14 protein-coding genes are annotated in these 19,427 nt (G+C 73.1%); 4 read left to right on the top strand and 10 right to left on the bottom strand.

The annotated features are described in order from the left end of the window. Positions 1-50: 50 nt before the first annotated feature. Genes murD through rsmH form a run of 7 tightly spaced genes read right to left on the bottom strand, consistent with a single transcriptional unit; the run spans position 51 to position 9,218 of the window. Positions 51-1,490, bottom strand: coding sequence for a UDP-N-acetylmuramoyl-L-alanine--D-glutamate ligase (gene murD, locus ACIQWR_RS29150; RefSeq protein ID WP_404015470.1), 1,440 nt, complete (start codon positions 1,488-1,490; stop codon positions 51-53). Continuing rightward, positions 1,472-2,542, bottom strand: a complete 1,071-nt coding sequence (gene mraY / locus ACIQWR_RS29145; protein ID WP_354383903.1) for a phospho-N-acetylmuramoyl-pentapeptide-transferase — start codon at positions 2,540-2,542, stop codon at positions 1,472-1,474. The genes murD and mraY overlap by 19 nt, the downstream gene beginning before the upstream one ends. Then, on the bottom strand, positions 2,539-3,963 hold the full coding sequence (gene murF, locus ACIQWR_RS29140; protein ID WP_404015466.1) for a UDP-N-acetylmuramoyl-tripeptide--D-alanyl-D-alanine ligase: 1,425 nt from the start codon (positions 3,961-3,963) through the stop codon (positions 2,539-2,541). The genes mraY and murF overlap by 4 nt, the downstream gene beginning before the upstream one ends. Further along, positions 3,960-5,738 carry a UDP-N-acetylmuramoyl-L-alanyl-D-glutamate--2,6-diaminopimelate ligase gene (locus ACIQWR_RS29135; RefSeq protein WP_404015463.1) on the bottom strand — a complete coding sequence of 593 codons (1,779 nt, stop codon included), beginning with the start codon at positions 5,736-5,738 and terminating at the stop codon, positions 3,960-3,962. Before ACIQWR_RS29135 ends, murF begins: the two co-directional genes overlap by 4 nt. Positions 5,739-5,775: 37 nt before the next feature. Beyond that, positions 5,776-7,740 carry a peptidoglycan D,D-transpeptidase FtsI family protein gene (locus ACIQWR_RS29130; protein ID WP_404015460.1) on the bottom strand — a complete coding sequence of 655 codons (1,965 nt, stop codon included), beginning with the start codon at positions 7,738-7,740 and terminating at the stop codon, positions 5,776-5,778. A gap of 4 nt (positions 7,741-7,744) precedes the next feature. Continuing rightward, complete coding sequence (locus ACIQWR_RS29125) at positions 7,745-8,251, bottom strand: septum formation initiator family protein (RefSeq protein WP_404015456.1); 507 nt, start codon at positions 8,249-8,251, stop codon at positions 7,745-7,747. Positions 8,252-8,288: 37 nt separating this feature from the next. Beyond that, entirely contained in the window at positions 8,289-9,218 is a 930-nt protein-coding gene (gene rsmH, locus ACIQWR_RS29120; protein ID WP_399266934.1) for a 16S rRNA (cytosine(1402)-N(4))-methyltransferase RsmH, read from the bottom strand. A gap of 386 nt (positions 9,219-9,604) precedes the next feature. Here rsmH and ACIQWR_RS29115 point away from each other — a divergent pair, with 386 nt between their 5' ends. From ACIQWR_RS29115 to ACIQWR_RS29100, 4 genes are all read left to right on the top strand, one after another. After that, complete coding sequence (locus tag ACIQWR_RS29115; RefSeq protein ID WP_404015453.1) at positions 9,605-10,156, top strand: beta-class carbonic anhydrase; 552 nt, start codon at positions 9,605-9,607, stop codon at positions 10,154-10,156. A 98-nt stretch (positions 10,157-10,254) separates the two neighbouring features. Then, positions 10,255-11,265: an AAA family ATPase gene (locus ACIQWR_RS29110; protein WP_404015450.1), complete on the top strand. Its 1,011-nt coding sequence runs from the start codon at positions 10,255-10,257 to the stop codon at positions 11,263-11,265. After that, the gene (locus ACIQWR_RS29105; RefSeq protein WP_404015447.1) at positions 11,265-12,614 is read left to right on the top strand and encodes a DUF58 domain-containing protein; all 1,350 of its coding nucleotides are present in this window, start codon (positions 11,265-11,267) and stop codon (positions 12,612-12,614) included. The genes ACIQWR_RS29110 and ACIQWR_RS29105 overlap by 1 nt, the downstream gene beginning before the upstream one ends. Beyond that, the gene (locus ACIQWR_RS29100; RefSeq protein WP_404015444.1) at positions 12,611-15,007 is read left to right on the top strand and encodes a transglutaminaseTgpA domain-containing protein; all 2,397 of its coding nucleotides are present in this window, start codon (positions 12,611-12,613) and stop codon (positions 15,005-15,007) included. Before ACIQWR_RS29105 ends, ACIQWR_RS29100 begins: the two co-directional genes overlap by 4 nt. Before the next feature lie 648 nt (positions 15,008-15,655). On the opposite strand, the gene ACIQWR_RS29095 is transcribed toward ACIQWR_RS29100, so the two are convergent. The 3 genes from ACIQWR_RS29095 to ACIQWR_RS29085 are packed head-to-tail and all read right to left on the bottom strand — an operon-like array spanning position 15,656 to position 19,249. Continuing rightward, the gene (locus tag ACIQWR_RS29095; protein ID WP_404015442.1) at positions 15,656-16,282 is read right to left on the bottom strand and encodes a TetR/AcrR family transcriptional regulator; all 627 of its coding nucleotides are present in this window, start codon (positions 16,280-16,282) and stop codon (positions 15,656-15,658) included. Between the two features lie 29 nt (positions 16,283-16,311). Continuing rightward, a complete protein-coding gene (locus tag ACIQWR_RS29090) occupies positions 16,312-18,396 on the bottom strand; it encodes a YhgE/Pip family protein (protein ID WP_404015439.1) in 2,085 nt (694 codons plus the stop codon). Then, entirely contained in the window at positions 18,368-19,249 is an 882-nt protein-coding gene (locus ACIQWR_RS29085; protein WP_404015437.1) for an ATP-binding cassette domain-containing protein, read from the bottom strand. Before ACIQWR_RS29085 ends, ACIQWR_RS29090 begins: the two co-directional genes overlap by 29 nt. Positions 19,250-19,427 lie beyond the last annotated feature (178 nt).

Raw genomic sequence — 19,427 nt, 5'->3', positions numbered from 1 at the left:
CCCCTCCACTCGTACGAGCAGCCGACCGGAGGGGTCCGACCCCTGCGTCGCTAGGCGCCCGCCGCGGCGAGTTCGCGGACGGCGTCGGCGAACGCGTCCCCGCGCTTGTTGTAGTTCGCGAACATGTCCATCGAGGCGCAGGCGGGTGCCAGCAGGACCGTGTCGCCCGGCTCGGCCAGCCGCGCCGCTTCCCGGACCGCCGCGAGCATCGCCCCAGTGTCGGTCCGTTCCAGCTCGACGACCGGGACCTCGGGGGCGTGTCGCGCCAGCGCGTCGCGGATCAGGGCCCGGTCGGCGCCGATCAGGACGGCGCCGCGCAGCCGCTTCACGGAGCGGATCACGAGCTCGTCGAAGGTGGCGCCCTTGGCGAGGCCGCCCGCGATCCACACGACCGGCTCGTAGGCCGCCAGGGAGGCCTCGGCGGCGTGCGTGTTGGTCGCCTTGGAGTCGTCGATGTAGGTGACCCCGTCGACGACGTCGACGTGCGCGATCCGGTGCGCGTCGGGGCGGAAGTCGCGCAGGCCGTCGCGGACGGCCCGCGGCGGCACGCCGAAGGCGCGGGCCAGGGCGGCGGCGGCGAGGGCGTTGGCGATGTTGTGCGGGGCCGGCGGGTCCACGTCGGAGACCTCGGCCAGCTCCTGGGCGTTCTTCTGCCGGTTCTCGACGAAGGCGCGGTCGATCAGGATGCCGTCGACGACGCCGAGCATGGAGGGGCCGGGGGCGCCGAGGGTGAAGCCGATGGCGCGGCAGCCCTCTTCGACGTCGGCTTCGACGACGAGGTCCTCGGTGGCCTTGTCGGCGACGTTGTAGACGCAGGCGACGGTGTTGCCCTCGTAGATGCGGCCCTTGTCGGCGGCGTACGCCTCCATGGTGCCGTGCCAGTCGAGGTGGTCGGGCGCCAGGTTCAGCACGGCCGCCGAGTGGGCCCGTACGGAGGGCGCCCAGTGCAGCTGGTAGCTGGAGAGCTCGACGGCGAGCACGTCGAGGTCGCGGTACTCCGGGTCCGCGCCGGTGACCACGTCGATGATCGGGGTGCCGATGTTGCCGACGGCGGCGGTCCGCAGACCGGCGGCGCGCAGGATCGACGCGAGCATCTGGGTGGTGGTGGTCTTGCCGTTCGTGCCGGTGATCGCGAGCCAGGGCGGGGCGTTCTCGCCGCGCAGCTGCCAGGCGATCTCGACGTCGCCGACGACCTCGACCCCGGCCGCCGCGGCGGCCGCGAAGAGCGGGCTGCCGGGCTGCCAGCCGGGCGAGGTGACGACGAGCTCGGTGCCCTCGGGGAGGGTCTGCGCGTCGGCCAGGCGCACGGAGATGCCCGCCGCCTCCAACTCCGCCGCGCGGGCCCGGTGGCCCTCGCTGTCGCCGCCGTCCACCACGGTGACGGACGCGCCGAGGCCGGCCAGGGCGCGGGCGGCGCTGATGCCGCTCACGCCGAGGCCGGCGACGGTGATGTTCTTGCCGTTCCAGGCGGTCACTTGTCCGCTGCCCATCCCGCGTAGAAGAGTCCGAGTCCGACGATCACGCACACGCCCTGGATGATCCAGAAGCGGACCACGACAAGGACTTCGGACCACCCCTTGAGTTCGAAGTGGTGTTGGAGCGGCGCCATCCGGAAGACCCGCTTGCCGGTCATCTTGAAGGAGCCGACCTGGATGACCACGGACATGGTGATCAGGACGAAGAGGCCGCCGAGCAGGGCGATCAGGAACTCCGTGCGGGAGCAGATCGCGAGGCCGGCGAGCGCGCCGCCCAGCGCCAGCGAACCGGTGTCGCCCATGAAGATCTTGGCGGGCGAGGTGTTCCACCACAGGAAGCCGAAGCAGGCGCCCATGAGGGCCGAGGCGACGACCGCGAGGTCGAGCGGGTCACGGACCTCGAAGCAGGCGGACGGGTTCGGCAGGGTCTGCGCGTTGGCGCAGGACTCCTGGTACTGCCAGACGCCGATGAAGGTGTAGGCACCGAAGACCATCACGGCCGCGCCGGTGGCCAGTCCGTCGAGGCCGTCGGTGAGGTTCACGCCGTTGGACATCGCCAGGATCATGAACAGCGCCCAGACCACGAACAGCACCGGCCCGATGGACCAGCCGAAGTCGGTCACGAAGGAGAGCCGCTTGGAGGCGGGGGTGAGCCCGCGTCCGTCCGCGAACTGGAGGGCGAGCACCGCGAAGGCGATGCCGACGATCAGCTGGCCGGCCATCTTGGCCTTGGCCCGCAGACCCAGCGAACGCTGCTTGACGATCTTGATGTAGTCGTCCAGGAAGCCGACCACGCCCATTCCCGCCATCAGGAAGAGCACCAGCAGACCGGAGAAGGTCGGCTGGCTGGACGTGATCACCTTCGTCAGGGCGTACGCGACCAGCGTGGCCAGGATGAAGGAGATGCCGCCCATGGTGGGCGTGCCCTTCTTCCCGGCGTGGCCGCGCGGCCCGTCGTCGCGGATGAACTGGCCGTAACCCTTGCGGGCCAGCCCCTTGATCAGCAGCGGAGTGCCGACGAGAGTCAGGAAGAGTCCGATGACTCCCGCGAACAGGATCTGCCTCATCGGCCGGTGACCTCGCCCTCGCGCTCAAGGAGCGCCAGCGCGACCCGCTCCAGTCCGATGGACCTGGACGCCTTCACCAGCACGACGTCTCCCGGGCGCAGTTCACTGCGCAACAGGTCGACCGCCGCCTGCGCGTCGGACACGAGCACCGACTCCTCACCCCACGAACCCTCGTTATATGCGCCCAATTGCAGCCAGGACGCTTCCCTGCCCCCGACTGCGACGAGCTTGCTCACGTTGAGCCGGACGGCGAGCCGTCCGATCGCGTCGTGCTCGGCGAGCGACTCGTCGCCCAGCTCGGCCATGGGACCGAGCACCGCCCACGTGCGGCCCCCGTTCGCCCGTGCGCCGCCGCCCATCGCGGCAAGTGCGCGCAGGGCGGCCCGCATGGACTCCGGATTCGCGTTGTAGGCGTCGTTGACGACTGTCACGCCGTCCGCCCGCTCGGTGACCTCCATCCGCCACCGGGACAGCGTGCCCGCCCCGGAGAGCGCGGTGGCGATCTCGGCGACGGACATGCCCAGCACATGGGCGACGGCGGCCGCGGCGAGCGCGTTCGACACGTGGTGCTCACCGTACAGCCGCAAGGTCACTTCGCCGCACCCGGTGGGTGTGTGGAGTGTGAAGGAGGGCTGTCCCGCCGGCGTCATCCGCACCTCGGTGGCGCGTACGTCGGCGTCCTCGGCCTCGCCGAAGAGGACCGTACGGGCCTTCGTACGGGCCGTCATGGCGCGCACGAGGGGGTCGTCGGCGTTGAGGACGGCGACGCCGCCCGCGGCCTCGTCCGGCAGGGACTCGACCAGCTCGCCCTTGGCCTGCGCGATCTGCTCGCGGCCGCCGAACTCGCCGATGTGGGCGGTGCCGACGTTGAGCACCAGGCCGATCCGCGGCGGGGTGAGGCCGGTGAGGTAGGCGATGTGGCCGATGCCGCGCGCGCCCATCTCCAGGACCAGGTGCCGGGTGTCGGCGGTGGCCTTGAGGGCGGTGAGCGGCAGGCCGATCTCGTTGTTGAGGGAGCCCGGGGTCCACACGGTGGGCGCGTGGTGCTGGAGCACCTGGGCGATGAGGTCCTTGGTGGAGGTCTTGCCGGCGGAGCCGGTCAGGGCCACCACGTCGGTGCCCAGGCGCTCGACGACGGCCCCGGCGAGGGCGCCGAGCGCCTTCTCGACGTCGGGCACGACGATCGCGGGTACGCCGACGGGCCGGGCCGCGAGGACGGCCGCCGCGCCCGCGGCGACCGCGCGCTCGGCGTAGTCGTGGCCGTCGACGTGCTCGCCGTCGAAGGCCGCGAACAGGCTGCCCGGCTCGACCTGGCGGGAGTCGATGACCACCGGCCCGGTGATGCGTACGGACGGATCCGGTATGTCGTGCGCAAGCCCGCCGGTGATGCCGGCGATCTCGGCGAGGGAGAGGTCGATCACTGGTTCACCTCGGCCTGTCGGGCGGGCGGGTTCTGGTCCGGCGCGGTGGCGCCGTGCGGTGCGCCGCGGCGCGCCTCGATGGCGGCGCGGAGCACCGCGCGGTCGTCGAAGGGCCGTACGACGCCCCCGGTGTCCTGGCCCTGTTCGTGGCCCTTGCCCGCGACGAGGACGGTGTCGCCCGGTTCGGCGCGCGCGACGGCGGCGGCGATGGCCGCCGCCCGGTCGGCGTCGACGAGGACGGTGGCGCGCTCGGCGGCCGGCACGGAGACCGCCCCGTCGAACATCGCGGCGAGGATCGCGAGCGGGTCCTCGGAGCGCGGGTTGTCGGAGGTCAGCAGCGCGGTGTCGGCGTAGCGGGCCGCCGCGGCGCCCATCGGGGCGCGCTTGGTGGTGTCGCGGTCGCCGCCGCAGCCGAGGACGACGTGCAGCTTGCCCTCGGTGACCTCGCGCAGCGCCCGGAGCACCGATTCGACGGCGTCGGTCTTGTGCGCGTAGTCGACGACGGCGAGGTACGGCTGGCCCGCGTCCACGCGCTCCAGGCGGCCCGGGACGCCGGGGACGGCGGCGACGCCGTCGGCGGCGGTCTGCGGGTCGATCCCGGCGGCGGCCAGCGTGACGATCGCGGCGACCGTGTTGGCCACGTTGAACGGGCCGGGCAGCGGGGCGGTGGCCGAGATCCGCTCCCCGTCCGGACCGACCAGGGTCAGGGTGGAGCCGACGGGGCCCGAGACCACGTCCTCGGCGCGCCAGTCGGCGGCCGCGTCGCCCGTGGCCGAGAAGGTGAGCAGCGGGATCGGCGCCTCCTTCGCGAGGCGGCGGCCGTACTCGTCGTCGAGGTTCACCACGCCCAGGCGGGCGCGGCGCTCGGTGAAGAGGCTCGCCTTGGCCTGGAAGTAGTCCTCCATGTCGGAGTGGAACTCCATGTGCTCGGGGCTCAGGTTGTTGAAGACGGCGACGTCGAAGACGCAGCCGTCCACCCGGCCGAGCACCAGCGCGTGGCTGGAGACCTCCATGGCCACGGCCCGGACACCGCGTTCGCGCATGACCGCGAAGAGCGCCTGCAGGTCGGGGGCCTCGGGGGTGGTGCGCTCCGACTTGATCGCCGTGTCGCCGATCCGCATCTCGACGGTGCCGATGAGTCCGGTCGTCCGTCCGGCCCGCCGCAGCCCGCCCTCGATGAGGTAGGCGGTGGTGGTCTTGCCGGAGGTGCCGGTGATGCCGATCTGGAGCAGGTCCTCGCCGGGCCGTCCGTAGATCGCGGAGGCCAGCTCGCCCATCCGGTCGCGCGGGTTCTCGACCAGGAGGACCGGCAGTCCGGTGGCGGCGGCGCGGGCGGCGCCCGCCGGGTCCGTCAGGACCGCGGCCGCGCCCAGATCGGCGGCCTGTGGCGCGAAGTCGGCGCCGTGCAGGCGCGCTCCGGGCAGGGCCGCGTAGACATCGCCGGGGCGCACCGCACGCGAATCGTGCGTGATGCCGGTGATGCCCGTGGGACGGCCGTGCTGGCCGTGACGTCCGGGGCTTTCCGGCGCCTCGGCGGGCACGGGCGTCTCGATGCCGAGCAGCGCGGCCAGATCGCCGAGCGGGGTCGGTCGGACGGCCAGCGGCCGGGGCGCGCCGGGCAGCGCTGCCGGGGCGTCTTTCTGGGTGGTTCTGGGCTGATCAGCGTGGGGCACGGCGGTGAGCGTACCGGGCGCGGCGGGCCCGTTGCGAAGCGAGGGCCCGGTCGTGGGGTTCGCGACGGGCCGGTTCCCGGGTTTCGGGGTGATCGTTGTCACTGATGGTGCCTCACGGTCTGGTGGCGCGGTGGTCTGCTCACTGGCCGGGTTCGAAGGTGACCGGCAGCCCGGCGGGGGCGGTGCCGCTGGGGGCGACTTGGAGGGTCTTGAGGGCGAACTCCATGACCTTCTTGTAGATGGGCCCGCAGATCTGTCCGCCGAAGTAGCTGCCCTTGGTGGGGTTCTGGATGGCGCAGTACACGGTGATGCGCGGATCGTCCGCGGGGGCGAAACCTGCGAACGACGCGGTGTAGCCCTTGTAGCGGCCCGTGGCCGGATCCACCCGGTTGGACGTTCCGGTCTTGCCGCCGACCCGGTAGCCCGGGATGCGGGCCTTGGTGCCGGTGCCCTCCTGGTCGTCGACGACCGATTCGAGCATTTCGGCGAGGGTCTTGGCGGTTTCGGCGCTCACCACGCGTTCCTTGGCGGGCGCGGCGGCCTGGGTGAACCGGCCGTCGGGGCCCTTGGTGCCGCGGACCAGGGTGGGCGTGATCCGGACACCGCCGTTGGCGATCGTCGAGTACACGGAGGCCGCCTGCATGGCGTTGAGCGAGAGGCCCTGGCCGAAGGGGATCGTGTACTGCTGGGAGGTGGACCAGGCCCCGGGCTTGGCCAGGATGCCGCGGGACTCGCCCGGGTAGCCGAGGCCGGTGGGCGATCCGATGCCGAACTTGTCGAGGTAGGAGTACAGCACCTTGTTGGCCTCGGCCTGGTTGGCGCCGAGCTGGCCGGTGGCCAGGATGGTGCCGATGTTGCTGGACTTGGCGAGGACCCCGTTGAGGGTCAGGTTCCAGGTCGGGTGGTCGATGTCGTCCTTGAAGAGCCGGTCGCCGCGGTGCAGCCGGTTGGGGACCGTGACGTGCGTGGTGGGCGTGGCCTTCTTCTCCTCCAGGACGGCCGCCATCGAGATCACCTTGGCGGTGGATCCGGGCTCGTAGACGTCCTGGAGGGCCGCGTTGCCCATGGCGGCGGAACGGGCCTTGCCGAGGTCGTTGGGGTCGAAGCCGGGGGCGTTGGCCATGGCCAGCACCTCGCCGGTGCGGGTGTCCTGGACGATGACGTACCCGCGGTCGGCCTCGGACTTCTGGACCTGCTCGGCGATGGCGCTCTGGGCCGCCCACTGGATGTCGCGGTCGATGGTCAGCTCGACGTCCTCGCCGGGCACGGCGGGCTTCTCGCTGGATCCGGCGGTGGGGACGCGGCGCCCGCCGGACTGGGCGTAGGTCAGTTCGCCGTCCTTGCCGGAGAGCTTCTTGTCGAGGGAGGACTCCAGCCCGCCCGCGCCCTTGCCCTCGGCGTTGACGTAACCCAGTATCCCGGCGGCCAGGTCCCCGTTGGGGTACACCCGCTTGCTGCTGGGCTCCTGGAAGACGCCCGCGAGGACGTTCGCACCGGGGCCGTTGTTCTTCTTGTCGGCCGCGGCCTTCTCGGCGAAGACCCGCTTGAGGTCCTTGATCTGGTTCCAGACCTGGGGGGTCTGGCGGCGGGCGAGGACGACGTAGCGGGAGTTCTTCGTCGCGAGCCGGTCGGTCAGCTCCTTGACGTCCTTGCCGAGGATCGGGGCGAGGAGGGCCGCCGCCTGCGCGGGCGCGTCCGGGGCCTTGCTCTCCTGCGGGGTGAACATCGAGGGGTCGGCGGTGATGTCGTGCGCGTCGACGCTGGTGGCCAGGGCCACGCCCTTGCGGTCGGTGATGTTCCCGCGCTCGGCGGCCAGGGTGTAGCTGGCGAAGCGGTTCTTGGACGCCTCGGCGGAGAAGGAGGAGGCGTCGACCGCCTGGACCTGGAGCAGCCGGATCACGAAGGCGACCATGACCAGCGTCAGCCCGACGCCGACCAGCCGCAGCCGCGGCTTGGGGGCGCCGAGCCTGATCGTGTGCGGCGCGCGGGGCGCGGCCGGGCGGCGGGTGGCGGGCCGCGAAGCCGGCCGACCGGCGGGGCGCGCGGTCGTACGGGGCCGGGGCGGCCCGGGGACCCGGCGCCGTGGAGGTTCCTTGGGGCTCACTCGTTCACCTGCCGGGGTTCGGGGTGGGCTTGCCCGTGGAGGGCGGGGGCGGGACGGCGCCCGGCGCCGCGGCGGGCGGGGCGCCCGAGGCGCCGGCGGCCGGCGCTGCGGACTGCTGGGTGGACGGCGGGGTGGACGGCGCGCCGGACGGGGGCGCGGACTGCGGCGCGCCCGAGGCGGCCGCGGGCGGCGGGGAGGGCGGCGGCGGCACCTCGGCGGCGGTCGGCGTGCCGCTGACCTTGCCGTCGGGGCCGAGGAAGACGGGGCTGCCGCCGGGTACCAGCCCCAGCTCGCGGGCCCGGCGCTCCAGCGCGTCGGGCGCCGACTGGGCGTCCACGTCGCGCTGGAGGGCCTGCTGCTCGTCGGTGAGCGAGGTGGTCTCCTTCTTCAGCTTGCTCAGCTGGAAGGAACCCTGGTTGAGCGCCGAGTTGAGCAGCAGCAGGCTGATCAGCCCGCCCGCGAGCAGTACGACGACCAGCAGCACGAAGGGCGTCCGCCCGGCCTTGCTCACCCGATCTCCTCCCGGTGCGCCCGCCGCCCGCCCGCGGTCACAGGTGTTCCGCCCGGATCCGCTCGACGCCGCGGCAGCGGGCCGGGGCCGCGCGGCGGTTCTCCGCGATCTCCTCCTCCGTCGGCAGTTCCGCGCCGCGGGTGAGCAGCTTCAGCTTCGGCTGGTACTTCTCCGGCACCACGGGCAGTCCGGGCGGCGCGGTGTTCGCGGCGCCGGCCGCGAAGACCTGCTTGACCAGCCGGTCCTCCAGCGAGTGGTAGGAGAGCACCGCGATGCGACCGCCGACGGCGATGCGCTCCACGGCCGCCGGGATCGCCCGCTCCAGGCCCGACAGCTCGCCGTTGACCTCGATGCGCAGGGCCTGGAAGGTCCGCTTGGCGGGGTTGCCGCCGGTCCGCTTGGCGGCCTGGGGCAGCGCGTCGCGGATCAGCTCGACCAGCCGCGCGCTGTTGCTGAAGGGTTCCTTGTCGCGCTCGCGCACCACCGCGGAGACGATCCGCTTGGCCTGCTTCTCCTCGCCGTACTGGCGCAGGATCCGCACCAGCTCGCCCGGCGGGTAGGTGTTGAGGACCTCGGCGGCGCTCATGCCCGTCGTCTGGTCCATCCGCATGTCCAGCGGCGCGTCCTGCGCGTAGGCGAAGCCGCGGTCGGCCTCGTCCAGCTGCATGGAGGAGACACCGAGGTCGAAGAGGATGCCCTGGACGGTGGGCGTGCCGAGGCCGTCGAGCACCTCGGCCAGGTCGGCGTAGATCGCGTGCACCAGGGTCGCGCGGTCGCCGAACGGCGCGAGCCGCTCGCCGGAGAGCCGTAGTGCTTCCTTGTCGCGGTCGAGCGCGATCAGGCGCGCTTCGGGGAACCGGGTCAGCAGGGCCTCGCTGTGGCCGCCGAGGCCGAGGGTGCAGTCGACGACGACGGCCCCGGGCCTCTCCAGCGCCGGGGCCAACAGGTCCAGGCACCGCTGGAGCATCACCGGGACGTGTCGGGACTCGCTAGTCAAAGCGCCCTCTCAGGTAACGGCGCGGCAGGCGTACGCACCACCGGGCCGGCCGGTGAGCCGGAGGAGGCCGGGCCGTGCGTACGCGCCGCGCACGCGGAGTTTCGTTCGGGGGCCGGGGGGCCGGTGAGGGCCGGGCCCCGGCCGGTTCGCGCCACTTTAGTCCAACGGTCGCCGCGGTCAACGAACCGCCCCGCGCGCCGTGCGCCGCTCTCCCGATGAACCGGCAAATGGTGCGAATCACCCGGACGGCCGCGCCCGCCCCACCCTTGTGGGTTAGCTCACAACAAGGTCCATTGACGTTCTTTGTCCATCCTCTCTCCCTGCCTACACCAGCGGTGACCATTACCGTCGTAGACATGACGACCTCCGCACACCTGCCTGCCGAGTCCGCGCCCCAGAACACCGAGGGCGAGTCGATCACCGACCGTCTGGTGCACGCGAACGCCCGCTACGCCGCGCAGTTCACCGACCCGGGCATGGACGCCCGGCCGGTCCAGAAGGTGGCCGTCGTGGCCTGCATGGACGCCCGCCTCGACCTGCACGCCGCCCTGGGCCTCCACCTCGGCGACTGCCACACCATCCGCAACGCGGGCGGCGTGGTCACCGACGACACCATCCGCTCGCTCACCATCAGCCAGCGGGCGCTCGGCACCCGCAGCGTGATACTCATCCACCACACCGGCTGCGGCCTGGAGAGCCTGACCGAGGACTTCCGGCACGAGCTGGAGGACGAGGTCGGCCAGCGCCCCGCCTGGGCCGTCGAGGCCTTCCGGGACGTGGACCAGGACGTCCGCCAGTCCATGCAGCGCGTGCGGACCAACCCGTTCCTGCCGCACCGCGACGACGTGCGCGGCTTCGTCTTCGACGTGCACACCGGGCTGCTGCGCGAGATCAGTCCCCTCTCCTGAGTGACACCGGGCCGTAACGCCGTCAACAATGTGTCTTTCGGGGTGGGCCGGACATGCGCAATGGGCGTCGGCCCGGTGAAAGGGCACAGGAGAACCAGGTGACCACGTATGACGACCGAGCGAACCTCGCTGATCTGACCACGACGGCGGAGCGGATCCGCCGCTCGGTCGAGAGCGTGATCGAGGGCAAGCCCGAGGTCGTCCGCCTCGCGCTGACGGTCCTGCTCGCCGAAGGGCACCTCCTCATCGAGGACGTGCCCGGCGTCGGCAAGACCATGCTGGCCAAGACGCTGGCCAAGTCGATCGACTGCTCGGTGCAGCGGATCCAGTTCACTCCGGACCTGCTGCCCTCCGACATCACCGGCGTGAGCATCTACGACCAGCAGCGCCACGAGTTCGAGTTCAAGCCCGGCGCGATCTTCGCCCAGATCGTGATCGGCGACGAGATCAACCGGGCCTCGCCCAAGACCCAGTCGGCGCTGCTGGAATCCATGGAGGAGCGCCAGGTCACCAGCGACGGGCAGACCTACCGGCTGCCCGCGCCGTTCATGGTCGTCGCCACCCAGAACCCGGTGGAGATGGAGGGCACCTACCCCCTCCCCGAGGCCCAGCGCGACCGCTTCATGGCCCGCGTCTCCGTCGGCTACCCCAGCCCCGAGGCCGAGCTGGAGATGCTCGACGTGCACGGCGGGCTCTCCCCGCTCGACGACCTCACCGCCGTCGCCCACGCCCACGACATCCTCAAGCTGATCGAGGCCGTCCGCGAGGTGTACGTCGCCGCGCCCGTCCGGCGCTACATCGTGGACCTCGTCTCCGCGACCCGCAGCCACCCCGAGCTGCGCCTGGGCGCCTCGCCCCGGGCCACCCTGCACCTGCTCCGCGCGGTCAAGGCCTCCGCCGCCCTGACCGGCCGCGACTACGTGCTGCCCGACGACGTCCAGGGCCTGGCCGCCCCGGTGCTCGCGCACCGCCTGCTGCCCACCGCGCAGGCCCAGCTCAGCCGCCGCACCTCCGAACAGGTGATCGCCGAGATCATCCAGCGCACCCCGGTCCCGGCCGCCGGCGCACGCGGCGAGCAGCCGCCCGGCGCGGGCGTCCGGGGCTTCTGATGGGCGCCGGTACCCCTGGCGGTGCCGGCGGCGAGGGCGCCGGAGTGCTCGCGGCGCTCTCCGGCCTCACCACGCGCGGCCGGTCCTTCCTGGCCGCGGGCGTCGCCGCCGCCATATGCGCCTACGTCCTGGGCCAGTCCGAGCTGCTGCGCGTCGGGCTGCTCCTCGCCGTCCTCCCGCTGATCTGCGTCTTCGCCCTGCACCGCACCCGCTACCGGGTCTCCGGCAGCCGCCGGCTGACCCCGGTGCGGGTGCCCGCGGGCGCCGAGGCCCGGGTGCAGCTGCGGATGGACAACGTCTCCCGGCTGCCCACCGGCCTGCTCATGCTCCAGGACCGGGTGCCGTACGTGCTCGGGCCCCGGCCCCGCTTCGTGCTGGACCGGGTCGAGCCGGGCGGCCGCCGCGAGGTGTCCTACCGGGTCCGCTCCGACCTGCGCGGGCGCTATCCGCTCGGCCCGCTCCAGCTGCGCCTGGCCGACCCCTTCGGGCTGGTCGAGCTGACCCGCTCGTTCAGCACCTTCGACACCCTCACCGTGGTCCCGCGCACCGAGCCGCTGCCGCCCGTGCGCCTGGCCGGGGAGTCCTCCGGCTACGGCGACGGCAGCCTGCGCGCGCTCGCGCTCGCCGGGGACGACGACGTGATCCCGCGCGGCTACCGGCACGGCGACGACCTGCGCCGCGTCCACTGGCGCTCCACCGCCCGCTACGGCGAGCTGATGGTGCGCCGCGAGGAGCAGCCGCAGCGCAGCCGGGCCACCGTGCTGCTGGACACCCGGCGCCTGGCCTACGAGGGCGCGGGCCCCGACTCGGCCTTCGAATGGGCCGTCTCCGGCGCCGCCTCCACCCTGGTCCACCTGCTGGAGCGGGGCTTCTCCGTGCGGCTGCTGACCGACACCGGGAACGCGGTGCCCAGCGAGGGCGCCGGCGGCTTCTCTTCCGGCGGCCACGAGTCCGCCACGGCGGCCGGGCTGATGATGGACACCCTCGCGATCGTCGGGCACTCCGACGGCGCCGGGCTCTCGCGCGCCCACGACGCGGTGCGCGGCGGCCAGGACGGGCTGCTCATCGCCTTCCTGGGCGAGCTGGACGACGTACAGACCGCGATGGCGGCGAAGATGCGCGGCCGCACCGGCGGCGCGATCGCCTTCGTGGTGGACACCGACGCCTGGGCCGACCCCGCGGCGGCCGCCGCCGGGCCGCCCGCCCCCCTGGCCGAACGACTGCGACAACTGCGCGACGCGGGCTGGACCGCGGTCGCCGTACCTCCCGGGACGGCCTTCGCCGACCTGTGGCGGCAGGCGGCCACCGGCCAGGGCCACGACGCGAACACTTCCGGAGGCAGGCCATGAGCGGCCGGGCGAGACTGACCCTGTTCGCGCTGCTGGCGACCCTGCTCACCTCGGGCGCCCTGCTGCCGCTGGTGCATCCGGCGACCTGGATCTTCCAGGCCGCCGCGCTGGCCGCCGTGCAGAGCGGGGTGGGCGCGGCGGCCCGGCGGGTGCCCCTGGCGCGCCCGCTGACGGTGGCCGCGCAGCTGCTGGTGTCGCTGCTGCTGCTCATGCTGCTCTTCGCCGGACGGGGAGCCTCCACCGGCTCGGGCCCGCTGGCGTACCTGGTGACGGACTTCGGCGGACTGTACGGGCAGGGGGTGCGGGACGTCGGCGAGTTCGCGATGCCCGCACCGCTGACCGACGGCATCCGGCTGCTGCTGATCACCGGCGTGCTGGTGATCGGGCTGCTCGTGGACATGCTGGCGGTGACCGTACGGGCCGCCGCGGCGGCCGGGCTGCCGCTGCTCGCGCTGTACTCGGTGGCCGCCGGGCTGAGCGGTGGCGGCGGCGCGTCCTGGCTGTGGTTCGTGCTGGCCGGCTGCGGCTACCTGCTGATGCTGCTGGCCGAGAGCCGGGACCGGCTGGCCCAGTGGGGCCGGGTCTTCGGCGGCGCCGCGCCGGGCGGGCGCCCGTCGCAGACCGGCCTGGGCGCCGGGAACCGCCCGCTCGCCCCCGTACGGACCGGGCGGCGCATCGGCGCGCTCGCCCTCGGGCTCGCGCTCGCGGTCCCGGCGGCCCTGCCCGCGCTCAGCAGCGGACTGCTGGACGCGCGGGGCGGCGGGGGCGGCGGAGGCGTGGGCACCGGGGTCGGGCAGGCGGTCAACCCGCTGGTGGCCCTCCAGGACAGCCTCAACACGCAGGACAACCGCGAGGTGCTCAAGTACCGCACGGACGGCAAGCAGCTCTCCGACCAATACCTGCGGATCCTCTCCCTCGACCAGTTCGACGGCGTCAAGTGGGAGGCCTCCGCGCGCCCGCTGAGCGACCTCCCGTCGCAGCTGCCGAACCCGCCGGGGCTGGCCCGGGACCTCCTGGCCACCTCCGCCGAGATCCGCACCAGCATCTCGGCGTCGGGCACCTACGCGCAGCGCTACCTGCCGATGCCCTACCCGGCGACCGGCGTGGACGTCCGCGGCCGCTGGCGCTTCGAACCGGTCGGGCGGACCCTGGTCGGCGAGCAGCTGGGCAAGGACAAGTACCAGAACGCCCAGGGCGCGCAGTACACCGTGCGCAGCGTCGAGCTGCGGCCGACGGCCGAGCAGCTCGCGGCGGCCCCGCCCGCCGCGCCCGAGGTCCTCGGCGAGAACACGCGGCTGCCGGACAACCTGCCGTCGGTGGTCTCCGAGACGGCCCGCAAGGTCACCCAGGGCGCGCGCGGCGACTACGCGAAGGCCGTGAAGCTCCAGGACTACTTCGCCGTCAACGGCGGGTTCACCTACGACACCAAGGTCGCCTCGGGCAGCGGTTCGCAGGCCATCTCGAAGTTCCTCGCGGACAAGCGCGGCTTCTGCATCCACTTCTCCTTCTCGATGGCGACGATGGCCCGCTCCCTCGGGATCCCGGCCCGGGTCGCCGTGGGCTTCGCGCCCGGCACCAAGCAGGGTGACGGCAGCGTGGTCGTGACGATGCGGGACGCGCACGCCTGGCCCGAGCTGTACTTCGAGGGCGTGGGCTGGACCCGCTTCGAGCCGACCCCGCAGCGGGGCACGGCGCCCGCGTACACCCGGCCGGAGACCCCGGTCTCGCAGCCGTCCGCCTCGGCGGCGCTGCCCTCGGCATCGGCCTCCGCCCCGACGCCCGCCCCCTCGCAGTCCGAGGACTGCACGCCGAAGCAGAAGCAGCTCGGCGACTGCGGGAACGCGGCGGCGAGCGCGGGCGCGGGCGGCGGCGGTGGCGGCGTCCCGGTCGGCGCGGTACTCGCCTGGTCGGCCCTGGCCGTCCTGCTGCTGGCCGTTCCCCTGGTGCCGCTGCTGTGGCGGGGCCGGGTACGGGGGCGGCGGCTGCGCTCCGGGGATCCGCTAGAAGCGTGGCGGGAGCTCGGGGACGCGGCCTGGGACGTCGGCATCGCCCCCGACGAGGCGCTCTCCCCACGGGCCGCGGCGGCCCGGATCGTGGCGGGCGGACGGCTGGAGGCGGATGCCGCCGAGGCCGTGCGGCGGGTCGCGGGTGCGGTGGAGCGGGAGCTGTACGCGCGCCCGGACGCGGTGGCCCCCGCGGGGGGCGGGTCGGCCTCGGACGTCCTGGCGGTCCGCCGGGCCCTGCTGGCCGCGCTCTCCCGGCCCGCCCGGCTACGGGCCCTGCTGGCCCCCCGCTCGGCGGCCCGCGTGGCCTGGGCGGCCTCGGCCCGCTGGTCCACCCTGACCGCGCGCGCCACCACCCTGACCCAACGCCTACGCCCCCGCCGCACCTGACCCCGCGGGGGCGCCTCCGGATGCGTGCCCTCAAACGCCGGGCGGGCTGGATTTCCGCCCCGCCCGGGGGGTGCCCTCAAACGCCGGGCAGGCTGAATTCCCACCCGGCCCCGGGGACGCCTCCGGCGAGGTGCCCTCAAACGCCGGGCAGGCTGAACTCCCACCCGGCCCCGGGGGACGCCTCCGGCGAGGTGCCCTCAAACGCCGGGCAGGCTGAATCCAGCCCGCCCGGCGATTGAGGGCACCCGCCGGAGGCACAGCCATGCCAAGCCGGGCCGAAAATTCAGCCCGTCCGGCGATTGAGGACCCGCCGGAGGCACACCGACCGGCACGCACACGCCGGGCAGGCTGGCCACGCGCCCCCGGCAGGGAAACGCAGAACGCAGGTGCCTTCCGGCTCGATCCCCCCGAGCCGGAACGCACCGGCGTCCCGTTCCGACTGCTGAGCCCCCCGCCCCGCACCCGGCGGCAGGCATCCCGGCCCGCTCCGCGGCCCCGTGTCCGCGGTGCGGGCCGAGGCCCGTCCGTCGCCCCCATTCTGCGGTCACCGCAGGTGGGGGCCCATCCGTGCGCGTACTCATTTCCACGCCTAGGTACGGATACTCAGTTCTATGCGACCACCCGGCACGGCGGACACCGCCGACCGGGTCACCGGCTCCCGCTGACCCGCCCCCGCAGCAGCAACGACAGCGCCGAGTGCACGTCGTCGATCGACCGCTCGCTCTGGAAGGACTGCCAGTCCAGCGCGGCCACCAGCACCATCCCGACGAGCGCCGCCGCCGTCAGCGGCACGTCGATCTCGGCGCTCAGCTCCCCCCGCTCGACCCCTTCCCGCAGCACGTTCTCGACCACGGCCACCGCCTCCCGGCGGACCACCATGAGGGTGGACTGCCAGGCGCGGTTGGTCCGCCAGAGTTCGGCGACGTACAGCTGGGTGAAGGCCGGGTAGCGGTCGATGAAGACGAGGCCGGCCCGGATCATCTGGTCGAGCGCCTCGACCCGGGTGCCGCCGCGCGCCTCGGTCTCCTCGGCGGCGGTCCGCAGGGAGACGGTCAGCAGCCCCACCCCGTGCTTGAGGAGCTCCTCGAAGAGGTCGGTCTTGCTCGCGAAGTTGTAGTAGACGGTGCCCTTCGCCACCCCGGCCCGCTCGGCGATCTCGTCGACCGTGGTCGCGGAGAAGCCCTGTTCGGCGATGAGGGTGACGGCCGCTTCGTAGAGCTTCTGCCGCGTGGCCTGGCGTCGACCGGTGCCAGTACCGGTGCTGCTGCTGTCCATGGCGCTGATTCTCACAGGTCTCCGGCTCCCTAAAGGCTCAGGTCGGGGTGGAGCCGGTCCATCGTCCACACCTGCTTGCCGCGGGCGGCGAGCGCGGTGAGGGCGAGGGCTCCGGCGGTGAAGGCGGCCAGGACGGCGAACCCCGTCCACACCGGAGCGAGGTCACCGCCGGTGATCAGGCGGCGCAGGCCCTCGACGACGTAGGACATCGGCAGGTAGGGGTGGATCGCGCCGAAGAAGCCGGGGCTGGTCTGGACGGGGTAGGTGCCGCCCGCCGAGGTCAGCTGGAGCATCAGTACGACGAGGACGAGGATCCGCCCGGCCGCCCCGAACTTGGCGTTCAGCCACTGCACGATCGCCGCGAAGCAGGCGGTCACCACGGCGAGGAAGCCGAGGGTGAGGGCCGGTCGGGCCATCTCCAGGCCGAGGCCCCAGTGCAGTACGGACATCAGCGCGCCCACCTGCAGGACACCGATCCCGGCCACCGGCAGCCAGCCCGCGAAGGCGATCCGCCAGGGCGAGGCGCCCGCGGCCAGGGCCCGCTTGTTGAGCGGGGCGATCAGCATGTAGGCGACCATCGCGCCGACCCAGAGGGAGAGCGGGATGAAGTACGGGGCGAAGCCGGTGCCGTAGTTGGGCGCCTTGTGCAGGGACTGGTTGGCGAGCTTGACCGGGTCGGCCATGACCTCGGTGCGCGCGTCGCGCTGCGGCTGGTCGTAGTCGGGGATCTTGCTCACGCCGTCGCTGAGGCCGGTGGCGAGGTCGCCCGTGCCGTCGACGAGCTTGAACATGCCGCCGTCGAGGCTGTGCGCGCCGTCGCCGAGCTTGCCGACGCCGCTCTCCAGGCCGGAGGAGCCGGTGGCGGCGGTGCCGAGACCGGTGTGCAGCTGGGCCGTGCCGGTGGCGACCTTGTGGGCCCCGGTGTTGAGGGCGTCGACCTTGGCGACGGCCGCGTCGAGGTCGGAGGAGAGCGCCGGGGCCTTGGCGGCCAGGTCGCGGGCCTGCTTCTCCAGGGTGGTCAGCTGGCCCTTGAGCTTGCCGAGGTCGCCGTTGGCGTCCTTGACCAGGGTGTTGACGTCGGAGCTCAGTTCGGCCGCCTCGGCCGCATCGTCCTTGAGCTTCTTGAGCTGCGGGCAGGAGGCCGGCTGCGGGCCGGTCGCCTTGGTGCACACGTCGGTGTAGACCGAGGCCGCGCCGGTGGAGACCCGCTGGCTGATGCGGGCGGCGTCCGGCGCCTTCTTGGCGAAGGCGTCCAGGTGGTTGTTGACCGTGTGCGCGGTGTCGGCGACCAGTTCGGCGGTGTCCGACAGCTGCTTGGGGTCCTTGATCAGCGGGCGCGCCTTGTCGGCGGCGCCGTGCACCTTGTCGGCGAGGGCCTGGGTGCCGGAGGCGATGTCCTTCGTGCCGGTCTCCAGCTTTCCGGCGGCGGTGTCGAGCTTCTTGATCCCGCCCGCCAGCTCGCCGGTCTTCTCCTTGGCGGTGTCGAGACCGTTGGCGAGGTCCTCGGCGCCCTGCTTGGCCTTGCCCGCGCCGTCCTTGAGCTTGGCGGCGCCGTCGGCGGCCTCGGCCGTCTTGTCGTGCAGGTCGGAGAAGGAGACGAAGATCTTGTCGAGGAACCCGCGGGAGGCGTTGGTGGACGCGGCGGAGCGGACCTCGGCGAAGACGGTGCGCGAGATCGACCCGACGATGTAGTTGTTCGCGTCGTTGGTGCGGACCTGGAGGGCGCTGGTGGTGGGGTCCTCGCCGGAGCTGGAGGCGATCTTCTTGCTGAAGTCGGCGGGCATGGTGAGGGAGAGGTAGTACTTCCCCTTCTCCAGGCCCTTGGCCGCCTCGCCGGAGTCGACCTCGTGCCACTGGAAGGTCTTGCTCTCGCGCAGCTTCTTGGTGATCTCCGCGCCCGCGTCGATGTGCTTGCCGGCGGCGTCGGCGCCCTTGTCGGCGTTGACGAGCGCGACCGGGATCTTGTCGAGGCGGCTGTACGGGTCCCAGAACGAGCAGAGGTACAGGGCGCCGTAGAGCAGCGGGAGCAGGAGCAGGGCCACGAGCGCGGCGGCCGGCAGCTTCCCCCGGCCGAACCGCTTCAGCTCAAGCGCGGCGAGCTTCGGCGATCGCATCGTCCGTCCCCTTCGTGTCGTCGTTCTTCGTGTCGTCGTTCTTCGCTTCGTCGTTCTTCGCTTCGTTCTCCGCGGCGTCGTTCTCCGCTTCGCCGCTCTCCACCGCGCCGCTCTCCATCGCGGCGTTCTCCACCGCGCCGCTCTCCACCGCGGCGTTCTTGGCGCCCGTGCGCAGGACCACCGCGTCGGCGGGCGCCTCGCTGCACACCGCGATGACCGTGGTGCCGGAGTCGGCGATGTGCCGCAGCAGCGTCCAGGCCTCGGCGCGCTCGGCGTCGGAGAGCTTGAGGTCGGTGTCGTCGACGGCCAGCAGGCGGGGACCGCCGAGCAGGGCGATGGCCACCGAGAGGCGCAGCGCCTCCAGCCGCTCCAGGTCGCGGACCGAAGTGCGCGGGCCCTTGGGCAGGGTGTCCAGGCGGAGCCCGACGGCGGCCAGCGCGGCGTCGATCCGGGCCCGGGTGCCCGAGGCACGCTCGGCGCGGGAGCGCAGCAGGGCGCGGAACGGGCCGTCGTAGCGGCGCTGGAGCAGCGCGCCCTCGCGCAGCTGCTCGGCCACGGTGAGCGCGGGGTCGAGGTCGGTGACCCCGGGGACCGGGCCGAGGGCGGTGATGCGGCGGACCGCGGCCATCTTCTTCGGCAGCCGGTGGCGGGCGATCTCGGCGGATCCCTCGGTGGGCTTCATCCGGCCGGTCAGTGCGAGGAGCAGGCAGGTCCGGCCGCTGCCGGAGGGCCCCTCGACGGCGATCAGCGAGCCGGCCGGGGCGTTCAGCGACACGCCTCGGAAGACCCAACCGCGCGGCCCCTTGAGTCCGAAGTCCTCGGCCTTGACGGCCGCTCCGTGCGGGCTGTCCACACCCTCCCCCTTTTTTTGAACTGACTGGTCAGTTCAAAAACTAGCAGCATCCGCCCATCCCCCGCACGTCTGGGGGGTGTTATGCCGCGCTTGCCGGGAAAACTGCTGGTCAGGGCGATTGTCAGTGGGTGCCCTCACGATGGGGAGCAGAAGCACGCACCACGCAACGACAGGAGGT

It is taken from the genome of Streptomyces sp. NPDC098789, assembly GCF_044759975.1.
GTDB lineage: Bacteria > Actinomycetota > Actinomycetes > Streptomycetales > Streptomycetaceae > Streptomyces.
This window is presented reverse-complemented; position numbering and strand designations above follow the sequence as displayed.